Source organism: Gottfriedia luciferensis (assembly GCF_001712755.1).
Classification (GTDB): Bacteria; Bacillota; Bacilli; order Bacillales; family Bacillaceae_G; genus Gottfriedia; species Gottfriedia luciferensis_B.
The window spans coordinates 89929-109605 of the sequence record NZ_MDKC01000007.1 but is presented as its reverse complement, the minus strand read 5'-3'; the positions used below and the strand labels follow the sequence as shown (position 1 = coordinate 109605).

General features: G+C 33.2%; 16 protein-coding genes. 5 read left to right on the top strand and 11 right to left on the bottom strand.

What is annotated here, in order from left to right:
• Positions 1–105 precede the first annotated feature (105 nt).
• On the bottom strand, positions 106–1320 hold the full coding sequence (locus tag BED47_RS08080) for an MFS transporter (protein WP_091023882.1): 1215 nt from the start codon (positions 1318–1320) through the stop codon (positions 106–108).
• Positions 1321–1776: 456 nt separating this feature from the next.
• Here BED47_RS08080 and BED47_RS08075 point away from each other — a divergent pair, with 456 nt between their 5' ends.
• Entirely contained in the window at positions 1777–2508 is a 732-nt protein-coding gene (locus tag BED47_RS08075; RefSeq protein ID WP_254664566.1) for an IclR family transcriptional regulator, read from the top strand.
• 219 nt (positions 2509–2727) lie between these two features.
• Here the strand turns inward: BED47_RS08075 and BED47_RS08070 are convergent, their stop codons facing one another.
• Together BED47_RS08070 and BED47_RS08065 are read right to left on the bottom strand one after the other, a co-directional pair.
• On the bottom strand, positions 2728–4392 hold the full coding sequence (locus BED47_RS08070) for an acyl-CoA dehydrogenase family protein (RefSeq protein ID WP_069033227.1): 1665 nt from the start codon (positions 4390–4392) through the stop codon (positions 2728–2730).
• 31 nt (positions 4393–4423) lie between these two features.
• On the bottom strand, positions 4424–4801 hold the full coding sequence (locus BED47_RS08065; RefSeq protein WP_069033226.1) for a MerR family transcriptional regulator: 378 nt from the start codon (positions 4799–4801) through the stop codon (positions 4424–4426).
• 247 nt (positions 4802–5048) lie between these two features.
• Here BED47_RS08065 and poxB point away from each other — a divergent pair, with 247 nt between their 5' ends.
• Positions 5049–6785: a ubiquinone-dependent pyruvate dehydrogenase gene (gene poxB / locus BED47_RS08060; protein ID WP_069033225.1), complete on the top strand. Its 1737-nt coding sequence runs from the start codon at positions 5049–5051 to the stop codon at positions 6783–6785.
• 142 nt (positions 6786–6927) lie between these two features.
• Here the strand turns inward: poxB and BED47_RS08055 are convergent, their stop codons facing one another.
• The 6 genes from BED47_RS08055 to BED47_RS08030 all read right to left on the bottom strand — a co-directional run bounded on the left by BED47_RS08055 (position 6928) and on the right by BED47_RS08030 (position 14765).
• Entirely contained in the window at positions 6928–7611 is a 684-nt protein-coding gene (locus BED47_RS08055) for an ABC transporter ATP-binding protein (RefSeq protein WP_069033224.1), read from the bottom strand.
• Positions 7611–8696, bottom strand: a complete 1086-nt coding sequence (locus BED47_RS08050; RefSeq protein ID WP_069033223.1) for an ABC transporter permease — start codon at positions 8694–8696, stop codon at positions 7611–7613. Before BED47_RS08050 ends, BED47_RS08055 begins: the two co-directional genes overlap by 1 nt.
• 123 nt (positions 8697–8819) lie before the next feature.
• The gene (locus BED47_RS08045; protein ID WP_069033222.1) at positions 8820–10208 is read right to left on the bottom strand and encodes a sensor histidine kinase; all 1389 of its coding nucleotides are present in this window, start codon (positions 10206–10208) and stop codon (positions 8820–8822) included.
• Positions 10205–10882: a response regulator transcription factor gene (locus BED47_RS08040; protein ID WP_069033221.1), complete on the bottom strand. Its 678-nt coding sequence runs from the start codon at positions 10880–10882 to the stop codon at positions 10205–10207. The genes BED47_RS08045 and BED47_RS08040 overlap by 4 nt, the downstream gene beginning before the upstream one ends.
• Before the next feature lie 700 nt (positions 10883–11582).
• Positions 11583–12845, bottom strand: coding sequence for a helix-turn-helix domain-containing protein (locus tag BED47_RS08035; RefSeq protein ID WP_069033220.1), 1263 nt, complete (start codon positions 12843–12845; stop codon positions 11583–11585).
• 216 nt (positions 12846–13061) lie between these two features.
• A complete protein-coding gene (locus BED47_RS08030; RefSeq protein ID WP_069033248.1) occupies positions 13062–14765 on the bottom strand; it encodes a M4 family metallopeptidase in 1704 nt (567 codons plus the stop codon).
• A 263-nt stretch (positions 14766–15028) separates the two neighbouring features.
• On the opposite strand from BED47_RS08030, the gene BED47_RS08025 reads away from it, so the two are divergent.
• The 3 genes from BED47_RS08025 to BED47_RS08015 all read left to right on the top strand — a co-directional run bounded on the left by BED47_RS08025 (position 15029) and on the right by BED47_RS08015 (position 17108).
• Entirely contained in the window at positions 15029–15823 is a 795-nt protein-coding gene (locus BED47_RS08025; RefSeq protein ID WP_069033219.1) for a DUF4047 domain-containing protein, read from the top strand.
• A 52-nt stretch (positions 15824–15875) separates the two neighbouring features.
• Positions 15876–16421 carry a signal peptidase I SipW gene (gene sipW, locus BED47_RS08020; protein ID WP_439097773.1) on the top strand — a complete coding sequence of 182 codons (546 nt, stop codon included), beginning with the start codon at positions 15876–15878 and terminating at the stop codon, positions 16419–16421.
• 72 nt (positions 16422–16493) lie between these two features.
• Positions 16494–17108, top strand: a complete 615-nt coding sequence (locus BED47_RS08015) for a TasA family protein (protein ID WP_069033217.1) — start codon at positions 16494–16496, stop codon at positions 17106–17108.
• 63 nt (positions 17109–17171) lie between these two features.
• On the opposite strand, the gene BED47_RS08010 is transcribed toward BED47_RS08015, so the two are convergent.
• Positions 17172–17552 (bottom strand): hypothetical protein, encoded by a 381-nt coding sequence (locus BED47_RS08010; RefSeq protein WP_069033216.1) that lies wholly within the window; start codon positions 17550–17552, stop codon positions 17172–17174.
• Between the two features lie 117 nt (positions 17553–17669).
• Complete coding sequence (locus BED47_RS08005) at positions 17670–19400, bottom strand: M4 family metallopeptidase (protein ID WP_069033247.1); 1731 nt, start codon at positions 19398–19400, stop codon at positions 17670–17672.
• Between the last annotated feature and the right edge of the window lie 277 nt (positions 19401–19677).

Genomic DNA, 19677 nt, shown 5'->3' with positions numbered 1-19677 from the left:
TATTGATCAATAGAATGAGGTTTTCAATTTCAATAAATGCTTTTCAGCTTTTGAATTTTATATAATACGCACACTGTTTGCGCTCTCTTTTTGATTTATGTTTTTTTAATTTTCAAATGGATCATACATTTTTTCTCGGATGAACAATGCTGGAATAAGTGCAGATATGATATAAGCAATTCCTAATGTAGCTAAGCCGAATCCGATTGACTGAGATTCTGCAATGATGCCAATAACATAAGGTGCGATTGCTGACCCAACTCTACCAATATTATAGGAACCTCCAACCGCTGTACCGCGAATAGAAGTAGGGAAACTTTCGCTCATATATGTTGCATTAACTGCATAAGGCATTCCATAGAAAAACCCTAATATTGTAAGTAAAACAATAATATTAGTCGGTGAATGATAAAGATAAACGACTGGTAAAACAATTGCTGTAGACACTCCTCCAATGATAAACATTGTGCGGCGTCCAAAACGGTCTGCCAGCCAACCTGTAATGATTTTTCCTAAAATTGCTGCTAAATAAGTTCCAACAATGTATCCTGTCATCTTTTTAAAATCAAAACCTAAATCAGTTACTATATATGTAGGAAGCCAAGTACCTACTCCGTAATAGGCAAATTGCAAGAAGGTTGCAGTAATAACCCATAATATAAAAATTGATCTTGTTTTTGAATCTTTAAAGATTGCCAGCCATTCATTTTTCTTTGATTCTTGAAATTTTTGTATTTTATCTGTCCATCCTTTAGGCTCTGGAATCCTAAATCCAATGTAAACGGCCAATACGACAGGTATAATCGCAATAAAGTAAAGTGGTCTCCATCCGTATTGAGGTAAAATTGAGCCTGCTAATAATGCTGACACTAAATATCCAACTGAATAAGCCGCTTGTAAGGATCCTAGAATTGTCGTTCTCTTTTTTGTAGGTACGTATTCTGCCATCAACATCGTACATATTGTATATTCCGCTCCTATTCCGATGGCAGAAATAAGCCGAATAATAATAAATTGTTCGTAGGTTTGAGCAAACCCTAGTAACGCTGTTCCGACAGAGAATAGAACCATCATCCAAGCAACCATTCTTACTCGGCCTAAACGATCAGATAGCCATCCCCCAGTAATTCCACCAATTGCCATACCTACTAAAGACCATGTAGCAATTAGTCCCGCATCCACTGCTCCAATATTGAACTCTTTCATCAAACTTGGCATCGTTATTGAAAGCATTTGTAAGTCCATACCATCAACCAAGAGACTTAAAAAACATGTAACAAAGACTACAGTCCATGTTCGATTAGATGTATTCTTCTCCATCATTAACACCACTTCTTTGCCTATTCTTACACCTTCTATTTTCGATTTCTTTTACATGGGAATGGAATTAATTTTTCACTAAAGAAAATAACTCGATAACTCGTTTTAAAATTCTGATAATGTATTAAATTCGGACGTTGATTTCCATATTGTAAAGGAAGTTTTCCCGTATCTAGGAAACCTATTCCAATATTAAGCAATATCTGTTATTTCATTTCCTACAATACTAACTTTACTAACTAATTCATAATATCGGAATTTAGATTCCTTTATTATGAATATAAAGATAATTTTCTTAAGGGTCAATTAATTTTTACTGGAAATTGCTTCATATTTTTGGTAATTAAAATCGATCAATTCTACTATCGCCTTACCTCTGTATGGCCAATTATATTAGTATGATATAATGTATTTATTAACTAAATCGGAATGGAATTGGCTTGGGGGAACATATTTATGAATTCAAAGATTTCGTCAACAGTTCAACGCGCAATAAAAATTATTAACTATTTAAATGAAACATACGGGCCACAAGGAATAAAAGATATCAGCGAAAACCTTAATATTTCACCTCCAATCACTCATAGACTACTTACGACTTTAAAGTTGGAGGGAATGGTTTATCAGGATCTCAATTCTAAAAAATATTCACTCGGTACGGTATTTATTGATTATGCAAATAAAGTAATTTCTGATGTGCCTATTATTTCTTTAATTGATCCACATTTAATGAAGTTACGGGACGAAACTGAGGAAACTGTAGGCTTATATATGTTAACGGGAATGGATCGGATATGTGTTGTAGAACACGAAAGTAAACAGGAAATAAGCAGAAGAGCGGGAGTTGGGAATAAAATACCACTTCAACTAGGTTCAAGTGGACGAGTAATTTTAGCGTTTCTAAGTGAAGATATAAAAGCTCAAATATTAAGTTTCCTATCCGAGGAAGAAAGAAACATACTTCAAGCGAAATTAGAAACAATCGTAAAAACTGGTTACTCAACTAATGAAGAAGAACTTACAGAGAATGTAGCTGCATTATCTGCTCCTGTATTCGGTGCAAAAGGTAAAGTTATTGGTGCCATAGCCATTTCAGGCCCTCTTTTTCGCTGGAATAAAAAATCAATGGAACAACATATACCGTTATTGTTGAAAACTAGTGAAATTATTTCTAAATCGTTATATTAAAATAAGTTTTCACCTAACTACCAAAATAGTGTATTAAAAAGAAACCTTGTCGACTGACGGCCTTTTAGGCGAAGTCAAAAGCGTGGCATTTATACTTTATTACTAAAATTGGCAACTACGGCGAGTACTCATCATCGCTGCCAATTTATACTTACTAAAATTGAATTAAAAGGAACCCCTTATTCGCAGAGTAAGGGGTTCCTTTTTTTTATATTAAGATTATTTATTAACCGAAACTTTATAATTAACAATTTCATCAAAATACTTTAAATGAATTTGTTCCTTATTAATTTCATCCTTAAAATATCGTTCATGGATCAATACTTTTGCAATATACTCTTTTCGAACATGCTCTTTTGTATCTTCAAGAGCAGTAACCGCTTCTACTAAATCTGCCATTTTATTTGCTATTTTCTTTGCATAATATGTTTGTTTATTAGTATCTAAAGTAAATAGATACTGAACATTTTCATGTAATTCATCCAGCTTTTTCTTTATTATTTCACCTTCATTTACTAGTGATTGAGGTATATCTAATAATTTTTCTTCAATGAATAATTTAAAGGCTTTGTAACCATTCATTTTGTTAAACAGTCTCAAAATCTCTAAACCTAAAATATTGGCAGTTCCTTCCCAGACTGTAAGTACTTGAGCATCTCTTAAAAGTCGAGGTGTAACAAAATCTTCAATATAACCATTTCCTCCATGCATTTCAATCGCCTCATGAGAAAAATGAATTGCTTCTTCTGCTGTACGCATTTTTAAAATAGCAATTAAAATTCGTACTAATGTTTGTTCTTCAGTTGTTCCATTTTCTTTCCCGATTACTCGATCATATAAAGCAACTAAATTAAATACTGCATTAGTTTGTACTTCTTGAATCGATGCAAGTTTTGCTAATGTCTCTTGAATCATCGGAAAATTTGTTAGTAATTGTCCAAATGCTGGCCTATTTTCTGCATATTTCTTCGCTTCTACATAAGCTCTTCTCATTATTCCAACTGATGCTACAGCATTACATATTCTAGATAGATTCAATGCTTCCATCATATAATTAATTCCTCTAGAAGGATCTCCGATTAGAAATGCTTTCGCTCCATTAAACTCAACTTCTCCTGATGGAACAGCTCTTACACCTAGCTTATCTTTTAATCGCCTAATCGTGAATCCGTTATTTGTACCATCATCATTCTTCCAAGGAACTAAAAATAAACTTAACCCCTTACTCCCAGCAGGAGCTCCCTCAATTCTTGCTAAAATCGTTGTAATACCACACTGACCTGCATTGCTAGCAAAATATTTTTCTCCGTAAATACGATAGTAGTCTCCTTCCTTAACTGCTTTCACTACATTGGCTCCAACATCTGAACCACCCTGTCTTTCGGTTAAAAAAGTCGCTCCTTCATATAATTCTGTTTCCCCAGTCGATAATAAATGAGGAAGATATTTTGCTTTTAATGCTTCATCTGCATATCTCTCAACTAAAAACGTAGCAGCCATTGATAATGTTACCGGACAATAAAAACCAGCTTCAGTCTGCGATAGTAAATAACCTTGGGCATAGGAATAAATATAATTCCCCTTAGTACCAAGCTCTGGTATTGGCTTATGGATATAGCTAACAATCCCTCTATTATAAGTATCTTTTACAGTTTGTTTGTAACCTTCATTTACCCAAACATGTGAAATATCATTACCATATGCATCATATTTGATTAAACGGGGTTGGCCTTCTCTGTCAGTGTGGATTGCATGTTGATCAATTTCATTCGCACAAAGCTCTCCGTATTCTTCTAGTTCTCTATTAGCCCATGTAAAAAAATCTTCATTAAAATATTTTCTTAAAATCATCTGTAGATTAAGATCTTCTTTATAAAAATTCATTTAGCCTTCCACATCCTTTTTCGGAAGTATTTCATTCGATTTCTAATAAATTTCGCTCAAGATTGCTCTTAATCCTCATAATTTCTTCTTTTAATTGGATTAAATCGTTTATTTTTTTATCTAACTCTCTAATCTTCTGGTTCCCATATTCAATTGTTTTTTGTAATTGTTTTTCACCTGTTCGATCAATCATAAATAAATCAATCATTTCTTTTATTTCCTGTAAATGAAAGCCTAAATTTTTACCTCTTTGAATTAAATAAAGACGTGTACAATCTTTTTGGGAGTACTTTCTTCTACCACTTTCAGTATAGGTAGGCATTAATAATCCGATTTCTTCATAATATCTAAGGGTTCTATGAGTCGTATTAAATTCCTTCGTCATCTCTCGAATCGAATAAAACTTCAAAATGCCCTCCTCCTTCTAGCTATAGATTCATTATAAATCTTACGTAAACGTAAGTTTCAAGATAGATTCCTTCGACAAAAAATTCGAGGATAAGAGACTTTTTAAAGTATTTATTCTCAATACCTCCTACTTTTCCTGCCTTTTTTTGGTATAACGTTTTAAAGTTCTGCAAAACATAACTTTATCTGTAGCCTAAGGTTTAATAAATTGAATTAGTTCCATCATGGTGAACTAGAAGGAGATTACAATGAGGAAAACAATTGCAGATTTACTGATCGATTCATTGATTCAAGCAGGGGTTACTAGAATTTATGGTATTGTTGGTGATTCTTTAAATGCTGTTTTGGATTCAATTAAAAGCTCAAAAAGAATTGAATGGATCGGCGTTCGACATGAGGAAGTTGCAGCTTTTGCTGCAGGTTCAGATGCTCTAATGAGTGGAAGTATCGCAGTTTGTGCGGGAAGCAGTGGTCCAGGTAACCTTCACCTAATTAATGGATTATACGATTGTCATCGAAGCCGTATTCCTGTACTTGCGATTGCGGCTCAAATTCCAAGCATCGAAATTGGAAGTGAGTATTTTCAACAAACTCGTCCCGAGCAATTATTTAAAGAATGCAGTCACTTCTGTGAAACGGTGTATAGAGCAGAACAAATGCCTCGTCTAGCAACAATTGCTATGCAGCATGCAATCGCAAGAAAAGGTGTATCTGTACTTGTTTTACCTGGTGACATTGCTGCTTTAGAAGATCAACAAACTGTTCCAGAACAAGTTATTCACATAACTAATCCACTGATTAGTCCATCGAAACCTGAATTAGAAAAACTAGCTGGCTTTCTTAACGATGGTAAGAAAGTTACATTACTTTGCGGAGCAGGCTGTGAAGGTGCTCATTCTCATTTAATGCTTCTTTGTGAAAAGTTAAAATCTCCAATGGTTATTGCACTTAGGGGAAAAGAATTCTTAGAATACGATAACCCATACAATGCAGGGTTAACCGGATTAATTGGCTACTCATCAGGTTATCACGCCATCATGGATTGCGATGTCTTATTGATGCTAGGAACAGATTTTCCTTATCGACAATTTTATCCGGACGATGCAGTTATTTTGCAAGTAGATGTTCGAGCTGAGCATCTAGGTCGACGAGCTGCACTTACTTATGGACTATGTGGTGATGTAAAAGAGACAATTAGTCAGTTACTACCTCTCTTAACTGATGTAAAAGATTCAAGCCATCTAGAAAAGTATGTTTCAGCATACAAAAATGTACGTGAAGATTTAGATAAATTTGCTGTAGGAAAACCAGGGCGCACGCCGATCCACCCTCAGTATTTAACAAAGATTGTAAGTGATCTTGCAAGTGAAGATGCTATATTTACATGTGATGTCGGTACGCCAACATTATGGTCTGCACGCTATTTACAAATGAATGGAAAAAGAAGATTACTTGGGTCATTTAATCATGGAACTATGGCTAATGCCATGCCTCAAGCAATTGGTGCTCAAGTTTCCCAACCTGGACGTCAAGTAGTCGCATTATGCGGAGATGGTGGATTATCAATGTTATTGGGTGACTTATTAACAATCCATCAACATAAATTACCTGTAAAAATAGTTGTATTTAACAATAGCGCGCTAAGTTTCGTAGAATTAGAAATGAAAGCTGCTGGTTACCTAGAAACTGGTACTACTTTAGAAAACCCTAATTTTGCATCATTAGCTCAAGCGATGGGGATTGAAGGAATTCGTGTAGAAGATCCTGCTGATTTAGAATCCGCTGTACAACGTGCGTTTGAACACAATGGACCGGCATTAATCGATGTTTTAGTAAACCGTCAAGAACTTGCAATGCCTCCTAAAGTAAGTATTGAGCAAGCACATGGATTTACACTTTGGACATTAAAAGCTGTATTAAATGGCCATGCAAGTGATGTAATTGATCTTGCTAAAACGAATCTTTTAGATCGATTCCATCTATAAAAAAGAACCCGTTCGAATTGAACGGGTTCTTTTGCTTATTTAGAAAATTGGGGAATATCCCATATTCATAGCAGCTTCAAGAGTGTCTAAACGATGTTCAAACAAAATAAAAAGAACCCGTTCATTAAAAACGGGCTTTTCTTTAAATTTGTTCAGTAAGTTTTCCATTTTCAATATAAACAACACGGTCACACAAGTCTAGCATCCTTTTATCATGAGTAACCATTATCGCAGCTTTTTGTCTTTGCTTTACTTCTCTAGATAGCATTTCAACTACTGATCTTCCTCTTTCAGAATCGAGACTAGCTGTAGGTTCATCCGCAAAGATCACTTCTGGATCATTCATTAGTGCTCTTGCAATGGCTACTCGTTGTCTCTCTCCTCCTGATAAATTTTCTGGATAGTTTTTCATTCTCTTTGATAATCCTAATTGTTCAAGTAATTCGTTAGCTTTCTTCTCGGCAATTTTGTTTTTTATTCCAGCTAATTCGGCAATTAATAGAAGCTGATCCTTAACTGTTAAATACGGAATTAAATTAGACATTTGAAAAATGAATCCGATTTTAGATAATCTAAATTCATTCAATTTATTTGCTGGGAGATTACTTATTTCAATATCATCTATTAAAATTCTCCCACTAGTAGGCGATAATAATGCACCTGCTATTGAAAGGAAGGTACTTTTACCTGAGCCTGATGGACCAACAACTGCTACTAGTTCGCCAGCTTTTACTTGAATAGAAACTTGGTCTAATACTGTTGTTGCTAAAGAATCTCCGTCATTGTATGTTTTGCTAATATTATCTAACACTAGTTTATTACTCATTAAAAAGCCCTCCCTATTGCTTCAATCGCATCAATTTTTATTACTTTTAATAAAGATATTAACGAGCCGACTATTGCTACAAATAGGAATAATAATGAACTTCCGATGATTAACTGAGTATCAAATACAAAAGGTAAGCTTGCTGGTAATACTTTAGATAATCCAAATGTAATTGAAATACTAATCATTAGACTTAACAGTGTAAGTGTTAAAACTTGAAAAATAATATTTTTAGCTAAATAACTAGTTTTTGAACCAATTGCTTTTAGCACGCCAAATTGATTAATTTTTTGAATCGTAATGATATAGAAAAAGACTGCTAACACAAAAGCACCGATAAAGAATAAAAAGACAATCATCATTAATAAAGAACCTTGTTCTTCTTTATAACCAGGTATACCTTTTAATGCTTGATTTTTATTAATTACTTCTACTCCTGTGACTTTTTCACTTACCTTTTTTGCCGTACTTTCGTTTGTTTTTAACGCAATTGCATTAAATGAATTCTTGCTATTCACCATCGACCACTCATTGTAATTCATATGAATTACTGGAGCGTGGCTATATGATTGATTTTCAGTAAATCCAACAATTTTAAATTCTTTACCCGAGATTTGATCAGAAATGCTGTCACCAAGCTTGATCCCTTTTTCTTTCAAAGAAATATCACCGACAACTTCATTCTTTGTTGAATTATTAATCATTTCGCCTTCAATTACCTTTGGAGCCGCTAAACCATTCACATCAATTCCAAATAAGGTAGCATCAATTTTTTTAGATGTTCCTTCCTTTAGAAAAGTAGTCATTTGAACTCCTAAAGTTGCAGAATTCTTTTCATCAACAAATTTCTGAACTTCATTTATTTGACTTTCCGTTAACATTGAATGATTAATTTGTTTACCTGATTCCTTTTGTAATACAAAATAGTTTGAAGCCATGCTATCAATAGAAGAAGCATTATCAAAAGATAATCCTTTCGCTAATCCTGAAACGAATAATACTAGGAATGATATAAGGATCATGATTAGACTAATTAATAAAAAACGTAATTTTGCGTGTTTAAATTCCCTTAATGCAAGAAACACCTGTCATTCATCTCCTTTAAATTACTAAATTTTAAAGAGTGTAAAAAGTAGAAGCACTCTTTGTAATTCAGAGTATAGGAATGTTAGATGAACAACAGGTGAACAGTCGATTACAATTTTAAATCAGAACTCTTTAATATTAGGTATGGTTAGATGAAATTTTGTTCCTTCTCCTACTTTACTGCTAACTTCTATATGGCCATTATGTAATTCAATGATTTGTTTAACAATTGCTAAACCTAAGCCACTACTGGATTCCTTTCGATTCCTTGCTTTATCAACAATAAAAAACCGATTAAATATTTGTTCCAGATCCTTTTCGGAAATGCCAATCCCAGTATCTTGAAATTCAATATGAACATACTCTTCATTACTACTAAGTTTGATTGAGATTGACCCACCTTCATGGTTAAATTTAATGGAATTCGTCATTAAATTTGTCCAAACTTGATGCAGTAGATTCTTGTCACCAAACACATAAGTTTGTGGTAATTCCAAATCAATGGCCAACTCTTTGTTTCTCCAACTCCATTCAGTTGTAAAAACTACTTGTTTAATTTGTTCGGCAACATCAAAAGTTGTTTTTTGAAGAATACTTTCTTCTTTATCCAATGCAGCTAACGTTAATAATTGTTTACTTAACAAAGACATTCTTTTACTTTCTTCCTCTATAATCGATAAGTAATGTTTCTTTTGCTCTTCGGTTAATGTTTCAGTTTGTAGAGATTGCGAAAAACCTTGTATCGATGCAAGTGGTGATTGAATTTCATGAGATACATTCGAAACAAACTCCTGACGCATCGCTTCAATTTGTCCTAATCTTTGTGACATATGCGAAAAGTGATTAGCAAGTTTTCCTATTTCGTCTTGGCGTTTAATTTGCAATTGAACATTATATTTTCCTTCTGCAATTTTTTTAGTTGCTTCAGTTAATTTAATAATCGGTTTTACTATATATCTTGTACTAACTAGAACGAATACAATACTTAATACAATTGTCAGTAATAGGAGAATAGAAAAGAGTATACGCAATTCACCAAATTGAAGTTGTACATTCGGACGCATAAATAGCGCCAAATGATTAGTAGTCGACTTTATAGGAACACCAACTGTATTACTCAATGTATTATCAAAAAATCCAGTCACAAATAATGATGTTGGAAATTCGGCAATACCATGATAGACCTTTCCGTTTAAAACTGAATCAATCACTTTACGATCTAGTTTTTTTTCTCTAAAAGAACCACCATAAAAAGATTGATTTCCTTGTTGATCTACTAATAAAATTTGATATCCTAATTTACTAATACTTTTTAAGTAATTGCTTAATTCAATATCATTATTTTCTTCATAAAAAGTACCAACGTCTAAAGCCATTTTAGTTAATTTTTTATCATTATAAGGCTTTAAATTATAGTGGTAATACACATTTGAAAGAAAGAAAGCCAATAAACTGCTACAAATCATTACACCGAGGATTGTAAGAACAATTCTTATGTATAAAGTTTTCACTTTTTAGTGACCTCCAATTTATAACCAACACCGCGAACGGTTTTTATACTAAAGTCATTCGTTAAACTAGAAAACCTTTCACGTAAACGTTTAATATGAACATTTATTGTTCGATCATCACCTTCAAAATCAGCACCCCAAATTAATTGGATCAGCTCATCACGTGTAAAAATTCGATCCGGATAACTTGCCAATTGGGACAATAATTCAAATTCCTTCATTGGAAGCATAAGTAGTTTTCCATTACAGTAAACTTCATAGCTTTTTCGATCGATAACGGTTTCGTTCAGTTTTATTTTTTGAGCACTAATCATATTGTATCTTCTTAACAGTGCCTTAATCCGGAATAGTATTTCTTTTGGTTCAAATGGTTTAGTCAAATAGTCATCTGTGCCTACTGCAAATCCTTTTTCTTTATCAGAAAGCTCACTTTTTGCAGTTAACAATATGACTGGAAAATCATAATACTCTCTTATTTCTTCACAAAGCTGGTACCCATCTTTACCTGGCATCATTATATCTACAATCGCTAAATTAATTTGTTGTTGCTCAAGCAACCTAGAAGCTTCGTCTCCGTTAGCTGCTTCAAATGTCGTATAGCCTTCAGTTTGTAAATACATTTTCAGTAACTCTCTTATATGAGAATCATCATCCACAATTAAAATTCGAATCATACTTTATCCCCATTCTTAGAATTTAGTGCAATTATTTAAAAAATCATATCATATTTTAATTTTAATATCCTTTTTCTATTTTTCATGGGCAGAAATGCTGATGAAATATAACTTTATAAAAAAAATTTCTGTAATATAGTTTGTCCCCCATACATTTTTGTATTTTAAACATAAAATTATTATTGTAGTACATTAAAGCTGTTTTCGTAATTCTTGTTGCTCATTAAGAAGATGACTAGTTGATTTTAGTCTGAACATAGAGTAGTCCGTTAGCATCTAAACTATTTCACTTTTTCTGATACTCCTACAGAAACCCCACACCTTGTTTTAACAATCAGCTTTAAAAAGCTTGTTTACAACAATTATTTCGAAAAGAGTCTACCTACAAAATGAGTGGTATTTCAGCTTATACTCCTGGAGCTACGGGTGTTAGTTAATTAGCGATCACTGTACCTGCTGGAGGAGACGGAATATAGCTGACACTCCAATTGTGTTAGAAATAGTAAGTACTGCACCTACTTCCGATATTACTGTTTCAACATAATAACTGATCAAAAAAAAAGTTCCTTAAGGGAACTTTTTTTGAATCTTATCTTTTTTAATCATTGTCTTTTATAGGACCACTTTTTATCATGCATTAATGATAAAATTTTGGTCAGATAAAAGAGATTCAATAAAAGAACTGTTCTAAAACAATCCTTTAGTTATACGTTTTAACAACAGGATCAATTAAGAAATTAGACATTTCTACTGCCTTCTCAAACTCTTTTTCTTTTACATAATGATCATACAACTGCTTACCATATCGTTTTATTAGAACTGTATGATTCCGTGACTTAAAATAAGGGAACGCTTTCTTTTCTATGTATTTAATATATTCTTTCGTTTTATTTTCAATCGAATAGATTAGCAAAGTAAAGAGTACTTGATAATGTTCATTGTTTAGATCTTCTGCGATTGTTAGCCCTTTTTGAGCGCTACTTAATAAGGCAGATTTGCGCATTAATTTACCTTCGAAACAGCTCTTAAGATAATTATTAAGTCGCTGAAGATAGATTACTGATGGCTTTTTCTCTAATTGCAACGCAGCTTTATAATATTTTTGCGCTTTTTCATAATCTTTTCTTTTAAAATATTCCAAAGCAAAATTATTTAATAACATCCCTGTTTTATCTGGTGCATTAAGTGTTTCACTATCATGGATCAAATTTTTATATGATTGTTTCAATTTTTTGAAATCCAAGTGAGAATCATGACTTGATTGATAAAGCATAATTGATTCAGCATTTATTGCACGTAAATAATTACTTGTATCTTTGAAATATTTAAGTGCCTTTTCTGCGTATACATATGCCATCACCTTAGAATCTGCCCAACCGTAAGCAACTGCTAAATGATAATAGTATTCTGGATTGCCGTACTCATTTATATCAATTTTCTTTAATGTTTGTATTGCTTTATGATGATTCTCTGTACTTGAATTATTATAATTATTTAAATAATAAACCCCTATCACGTGCAAAAAGAGGTTTCTTTCAAAAGGAGGTAGATCCTTATAGTTTCTTTGGATAAATTGAATAATCGTATCAGTGTTCTTATAATCATTCTTTAAAAGATAATATCTTGCTAGTAATAATTGATACATTACATCGTATTTTGGTGAATTAATAAAAGGACTTTCTTCCAACTCTTTCTTTAATGATTCAACTTCCTTCATTCTTAGTTTAATAATTGCTGTATGCCAGTTATGTAGTTTATTTTCAAGATTTTCAAAGTTCGCAATTTCTTTTCGAATATCAATTTGTAATCGTTCAGAAAACAAGGTAATAATTTCAGAAGAGTAGGATGTATTCCCTCTTTCAATTTTTCCTACGTGCTTGGAAGAGCAGATTCCTTTTCCTAGTTCTTCTTGTGTTAGACCGGCTTTAGTACGATAAAATTTTATAACTTCTCCTTCGATCATTGATTGCTCCTCCTATCCTAAAACTTATACTAAATATACAATAGTTCAACTAAGTTTCCATCATGCTATTCACACAATTTATTAGGATAATCTAATGAAGAATTAATAATAAAATATAGTATTTTATTACTATCACATTGGAATAATTAGGAAAAATTTAATATAAAATAAGAAAACCATGAACAGGCAAGCTAGCTCATGGTTTGAGGTTTATTATTAATTTACACCTACAGAAGAATATGCATCCATTACTGCTTTCGTTTGAGCAGAAGGCGCACCAGTAGTTTTATTATCTGGGTATAGATCACGAGCTGCTTGTACAGCTGCTTCACGCATTTCTTTAAATCCAGAAGAAGCAGTTAAGTATTTCGTTAAAGCTCGATAGTAAATTTTTTCTGCAGTTGTTACACCTACACCTTTAATCGTGTATCCTTCATTCGTACCACCTTGTGAAATTAAATATGCAGCTTTGTTGTTAATTCCACTATTAATGTGAACTCCACCATTATCTTCAGTACCTAAATATCTTTCAGCATAAGTATCTGGGTAGTAGCCAGATGGCATATATTTTGTGCTGACACGTACTGAACCTGGATCTTTTAATGAACGAAGACCTCCGTCACCTGGTTTAGTTGGAGTGTATACATCTTCACCCATCTCCCACTCGTTTTCCTTAGTCGAATAAATTTCAACGAATGTTCCAAAAATGTCTGCTAGTGACTCATTAATAGCCCCAGATTCGTTTTTATATGTTAAATTAACACCGGACTTTTCAATAACACCGTGAGTCATTTCATGTCCAGTAACGTCTAATCCTCCAGCAAGTGAACCTAGTACGATTCCGTCGCCATCTCCGTATAACATTTGTTTACCGTTCCATGCAGCATTATTCCATTTTGATCCAATGTGCACCGTACTAATTAAAGTCATGCCTTTATCATCCAGGCTGTTACGCTTCTGAACAGTTTGATAATATTTGTTTACTTTATCAGAGTTCATATGCGCTGATACTCCTGCAGGATCATAGAAGAAATTAGTTGAACTAGTAGTAGAAATTTCAAATCCTGTAAAACCTAAAAGTCCTGATAATAAAATAAATGCAGTTTCAGGCATACGATGAGCATCAAAAGTTGCTAATGGAACAATATTTGGTGCCGTTGTTGTACCACCCGCAATTGATCCACCATACATATAACTAGTACCAGTTGCCGCATCTTTTCCTACTGGGAAAGATTGCATTTTACCAAACACGTCCAAACCTCTTCCAATCGCAACTGTAAGATTTGCAGGATCTACTAAGTTATCAATTGCATCAAAGCTATCAATTATTTCTCCGCTAGTAGCATCTACAAAATAATGGAAGTATCCCGGTGCTGGAACAGATGTTGAAGCCTTAACTAAGTATGCTAAATAGTACTTACCATCATGAGGATAAATGGTTAATTCAGTATTAATTCCATCATATCGTTTAACTTCACCAAGTTGTTCTTCAACTTTTGATTTTGTAATATTAACTGCTTCGTCCTCAGAAATCGATGCTTCAGTTGGAATGATTGCACGTGATAATCTTTGTGTTACATTACCGAATGATGCATATACATTGTTATTTGCATCTAGTGCTACAGTTTGTCCTGATCCGAAGATTGGAATTCCTTTGTATTGTTCAACTGTTCTCACATGGTATGTATTAGTTGTGCTGTCAGCTTGTTCACTAACAATTTTAAATTGTTCCCATGCAGAACCTGATCTTGCTAGACCATCTACTTTTGAATTAAGAAAGGCTTTTACAACATCTTCCTTACTTAAAGCTTGATTAACAGTTGCTGCACTTGCTTTTACATTTACAAATGAAGGTAAAGTTAGTCCGCCCCCAAATGCTACAGTTAATGCCATTACTGCTGGAATTGCTTTTCTGCTCATTCTTTTCTCTTTTTTCATTCTCAAAACTTTCACCCCTTATTAATTTGTGTTGCGATTGCAATTTTCATTATTAAGAAAATTCTAAATTAAATCAATATGTCAAACCCGGGTTCTTTTTGAGCTGTCTTTTAAGCTTTTTATCCTTCTAACGACTATTTACGACAAAATACTACCTATAATTAGTCCGAAAATAACCCGGTTTCAATTTTCTGATAACTGAGCAATAATGAATTTCAACAGGGCTTTTGCAAAGGAGTGAAAATTTGAAACAACCAATGAAAAAAGTCTACATAATAGTAAGTTTATGTTCGATTCAATTTTACTTAGCAATGCAAACAGTTGGTCAAACCGAGGCAACATTTTCTAGTCAGGCTTCATCAGAACAAGTCGTTTCTGCCGCAATTGTGTTTCCTAAAACAATTCAACAACTAGCAACAGCTGCAAAAGATCATTCAACAAGAGCTAATCAATTATATGAATCGATTATGGAAGCAACACTATCTGGTAGCGAACCTGAATTGTCCAAGTTACTTACAAATGTTCTTAATGAGGAACATGAATTATATGGTGAATTACAAAGTTTACATACCATTCAAGACCAAATGGACACCTATCATAATCAAATCCATGAACTTCCAGAAACTGAACAAAGTAGTTATGAATTTGAGAGAAAAGGCTACCAAGCTCTTAACAAACTAATTCTTCAAGTAAATGAAACAATTAATCTACAAAAAATAGAAAGTATTAAATCCACAATTCAAACCGAGCTAAATGAAAGTAAGGAGAAGATTAATAACGATATTATTGAACCTAAAAATGATACAGAATCAAATAAAAGTCATAATTCTGAAAAAGATTCAACTCTAAAGCATGATTCAAATAATTCTGATACAGATTCAACTCTAAAGCACGATTCAAATGATTCTGATACAGTTTCAACTCTAAAGCTCGATTCTGATAAAGATCCAACTCTAAAGCACGATTCAAATAATTCCGATACAGATCCAACTCTAAAGCACGATTCAAATAATTCCGATACAGTTTCAAACCAAAATTAAAATTCTAATAATTCTGCAAATACAACTCAAAACGAATAGGTGATATCTCATGTTGAAGAAAGTTTTATCAATTGTAGGTAATATTTTTAAAAGTATTTCTATTGTCATCTTGTGCTTCTTAGCTTTTATTGTGATTTCTTCTAGGTTTACAGGTGGTGATTCCACCATTTTAGGCTATCAATTAAAAGCTGTTTTATCCGGATCAATGGAACCTACCTTTCATACGGGCTCAATAATTGCCATTAAGCTAGGAGCAAATCCTTCAACTTATCAGAAAGGTGATATTGTTACCTTTCACATGGACAATAAGCTGATCACTCACAGAATAGCAGCTGTCCATAAAAAAAATGGTGAAATTTCCTATAAAACAAAAGGTGATAACAATAACGCCCAAGACTTATGGACCGTGTCCCCTCAGAATATCGTAGGAAAATATTCGAATTTCACGATTCCATATGTTGGTTATGCATTAAATTTTGTAAGCTCAAAAGCTGGATCTGCACTATTGTTAATTGTTCCAGGGCTTCTTCTAACTCTTTCAGCAATACGCAATTTGTTTCAATTAAAGAAAGAGTTTGAGCAAAAAACTGCAGGATAAAGTTGGTTAGATCTCTTAAGTACAAAATAAAAGCTTAAGAGTTTAATAAATAAACCTTAAGGGGGAAATGAAATGAGTTTTACTAAGAGAATAGGTCAAGTAGTAATGAGTGGAGCAGTTGGATTATCGTTAATTAGTGGAGGTACATTTGCGTATTTCAGCGATACAATTAAAACTGATAATACGTTTGCAGCAGGTACATTAGACTTAGGTATGAATCCTAATGCTGTAGTTAACATTAGTAATTTAAAACCTGGTGATGAAATCTACCGTGAATTTACGCTTGAAAATAATGGTACTTTAGATATTAATAAAGTTTTATTAAACACTAAATATCAAGTTGAAGATGTAAAAAATGATAACAATGAAGATTTAGCAAAGAATATTAAAGTAACAATCATGTACAACACTAGCAGTGCTACAAATGAGATAGTTGACACGACTTTATATGACTTACAAAATCAAACACCAGATCTAACAGAAATTCAAGGATTTGTTGGTAGTACGAAGGTTCCAGATGGAATTCCAGCAGGTCAAAAGGAAAAGATTTTCGTATTATTCGAGTTTATTGATAATGGACAAGACCAAAATCAATTCCAAGGCGATAAGTTAAAAGTTGATTGGACATTTAACGCTCAAACTGGCGGAAGTACATACTACGACGACACTGATCCTAACAACAACTAAAAATAAAACCACCTAATAGATTAGTTAGGTGGTTTTATTTTTTTAACCTTTTAATCTCCTTTGCTATGGAAAGCTATTCTCGTATATATCCAAAAATTTTGAAATGTCCACGCATTGCTTTTGAATTCTTTCATTCATAACCGTAGTTTGCCAGCTGTACACTTCGTACTCTTTATAATTATGATGACTGATCGGCTTTAATTTGTATTCAAGAGCTATTGCCTTAAAGGCTTCTTTATAGTCTAATTTAGCTTGTTTTAATGCCTTTTTAGTATCCTTAAAGACTGGCATACCTTTGTAATTAGCTCCTATATTATATGCTTTGTTCTCACTAAATTTTATATTCAACTTACCCACATCATACTCTTTTACAACAATTGATAAAGAGTTGTTTTCACATGCAGTTAACCAAAATATTGAAAAGAAAATAAATAGTTTCTTCATTTTATACTCCTCTTAAAGAAGTTCATTCTTCCTATTCTATTTCTATAAGTTTTGAAAAAAGTACTTATTTAAAAGACCAAATCGCTTGCGCGGTTTGGTCTAAGAAGTTGATTCTTATTAATTTATACCTACAGAAGAATATGCATCCATTACTGCCTTTGTTTGTGCAGAAGGCACTCCATTTTTGTCAGGATACATCTCTCTAGAAGACTGAATTAGAGCCTCACGCATATCTTTAAAGTTAGAGGCAGGAGTTAAATGAAGGGTTAAAGCACGATACAATATTTGTTGTAAGGTTGCATTACCCAATCCTTTAATAGTATATCCATTATTCGTACCGCCCTTTGCAATTAAATAAGCAGCCTTGTTGTTAATTCCACTATTAATATGAACTCCACCATTATCTAAATCACCTAAGTATCGCTCATCATACGTATCCGGATAGTAACCAGAAGGCATATAGGTTGTACTAACACGTTTAGAACCTGGATCACTTAGAGAACGAAGTCCCCCATCACCAGGCTTGGTTGGAGTATAGATCGTTTCTCCCATTTCCCATTTAGGGTCTGTTGTAGCGATTGTTTGATACTCTAAATAATCCTGCGCTAATTGTCCAAAAATATCGGCAATTGATTCATTAAGAGCCCCTGACTCCCCTTTATATGTTAAATTCGCTGAATTTGAAATAACACCGTGAGTCATTTCATGTCCTGTTACATCTAATCCTCCAGCTAACGAACCAAGGACAATACCATCGCCATCACCATATAACATTTGCTTTCCATTCCAAGCAGCATTATTCCACTTCGAACCAACATGTACTGTACTTGTTAATGACATACCTTTCCCATCTAAACTATTACGCTTCACCGATAGTTGATAGTACTTATTAATTTTATCAGCATTCATATGAGCAGATACCGCAGCTGGGTCATAGAAAAAGTTAGATGAACTATTTGTTTGTACTTCAAATCCAGTAAACCCTAATAAACCTGAAAGAAGGATAAATGCTGTTTCTGGCATACGATGAGCATCATATGTATTCAAAAGAACAGTATTAAGTGTGCTAGGAGATGATCCATATACAGAGGCACCATGTAAATAACTTGTACCTGTCTTAAGATCTTTCACAGCAGCAAATGATTGCATTTTTCCATTTACATCCAGTCCTCTACCCGCTACTGGAGTCACCTCTGGTAAAGCATAATCAATTGCATTAAAGCTATCAACGATTTGTCCATTTGTCGCATCTACAAAATAGTGAAAATATCCAGGTGCTGGAACTGAAGTTGATGCCTTTACTAAATAAGTTAAATAGTACTTACCTTTAAACGGATAAAGCGTTAATTCTGTATCAATTCCATCGTATCGTTTAACTTCACCAATTTGATCTTCTACCTTTGATTTTGCAATACTAACCGCTTCTTCCTCAGAAATTGCTGCTTCACTTGGAATTATAGAACGACTTAAATTTTTCGTTACATTACCAAATGAGGCAATTACGTTATTATTCTCATCTAACGCTACAGTCTGTCCAGAGGCATAGATTGGTATTCCTTTATACTGTTCGACAGTTCTTACATGGTATGTATTGGTCGTACTATCCGTTTGTTCGCTTATAATTTTGAATTGATCATAAGGTGTTACAGATTTAGTAAATCCACTATCAAGTTTTGAATTAAGGTATGCTTTTACTACTTCTTCTTTACTCAATGCTTCATTAACTGTTGCTGCACTTGCTTTTACATTTACAAATGAAGGTAAAGTTGTTAATCCACCTGAAAAAGCAACAGTTAAAGCCATAACAGCTGGAATAGTCTTCTTTCTCATTCTTTTTTCATTTTTCATTTTCAAAACATTCACCCCTTATTTGAATTGTGTTGCAACCACATTTCTAATTATTCAGAAAATTATGTTTTAAATCAATATGTCAAGGGCGGGTTCTTTTTTGCAAGTATTTACCTTGCATTTTGTCTTTTTACGTTTAAATTCGATAAAAATTTCATGAATTTCTAATCAAAATAACCCGGTTTTAATTTTCTGAAAATTAAGTAATAATGGATTCCAACAGGGCTTTTTGCGAAGGAGTTCTCGATAATGAAAACATCACAGAACAGTTCTTACT

Bases quoted from the DNA above. Each gene is read 5' to 3' on its own strand.
- BED47_RS08035 (WP_069033220.1), bottom strand. From the start codon at position 12,845: ATGATCGAAGGAGAAGTTATAAAATTTTATCGTACTAAAGCCGGTCTA.
- BED47_RS08005 (WP_069033247.1), bottom strand. From the start codon at position 19,400: ATGAAAAATGAAAAAAGAATGAGAAAGAAGACTATTCCAGCTGTTATG.
- BED47_RS08010 (WP_069033216.1), bottom strand. From the start codon at position 17,552: ATGAAGAAACTATTTATTTTCTTTTCAATATTTTGGTTAACTGCATGT.
- BED47_RS08075 (WP_254664566.1), top strand. From the start codon at position 1,777: ATGAATTCAAAGATTTCGTCAACAGTTCAACGCGCAATAAAAATTATT.
- BED47_RS08070 (WP_069033227.1), bottom strand. From the start codon at position 4,392: ATGAATTTTTATAAAGAAGATCTTAATCTACAGATGATTTTAAGAAAA.
- BED47_RS08040 (WP_069033221.1), bottom strand. From the start codon at position 10,882: ATGATTCGAATTTTAATTGTGGATGATGATTCTCATATAAGAGAGTTA.
- BED47_RS08030 (WP_069033248.1), bottom strand. From the start codon at position 14,765: ATGAGCAGAAAAGCAATTCCAGCAGTAATGGCATTAACTGTAGCATTT.
- BED47_RS08080 (WP_091023882.1), bottom strand. From the start codon at position 1,320: ATGGAGAAGAATACATCTAATCGAACATGGACTGTAGTCTTTGTTACA.
- BED47_RS08015 (WP_069033217.1), top strand. From the start codon at position 16,494: ATGAGTTTTACTAAGAGAATAGGTCAAGTAGTAATGAGTGGAGCAGTT.
- BED47_RS08055 (WP_069033224.1), bottom strand. From the start codon at position 7,611: ATGAGTAATAAACTAGTGTTAGATAATATTAGCAAAACATACAATGAC.
- poxB (WP_069033225.1), top strand. From the start codon at position 5,049: ATGAGGAAAACAATTGCAGATTTACTGATCGATTCATTGATTCAAGCA.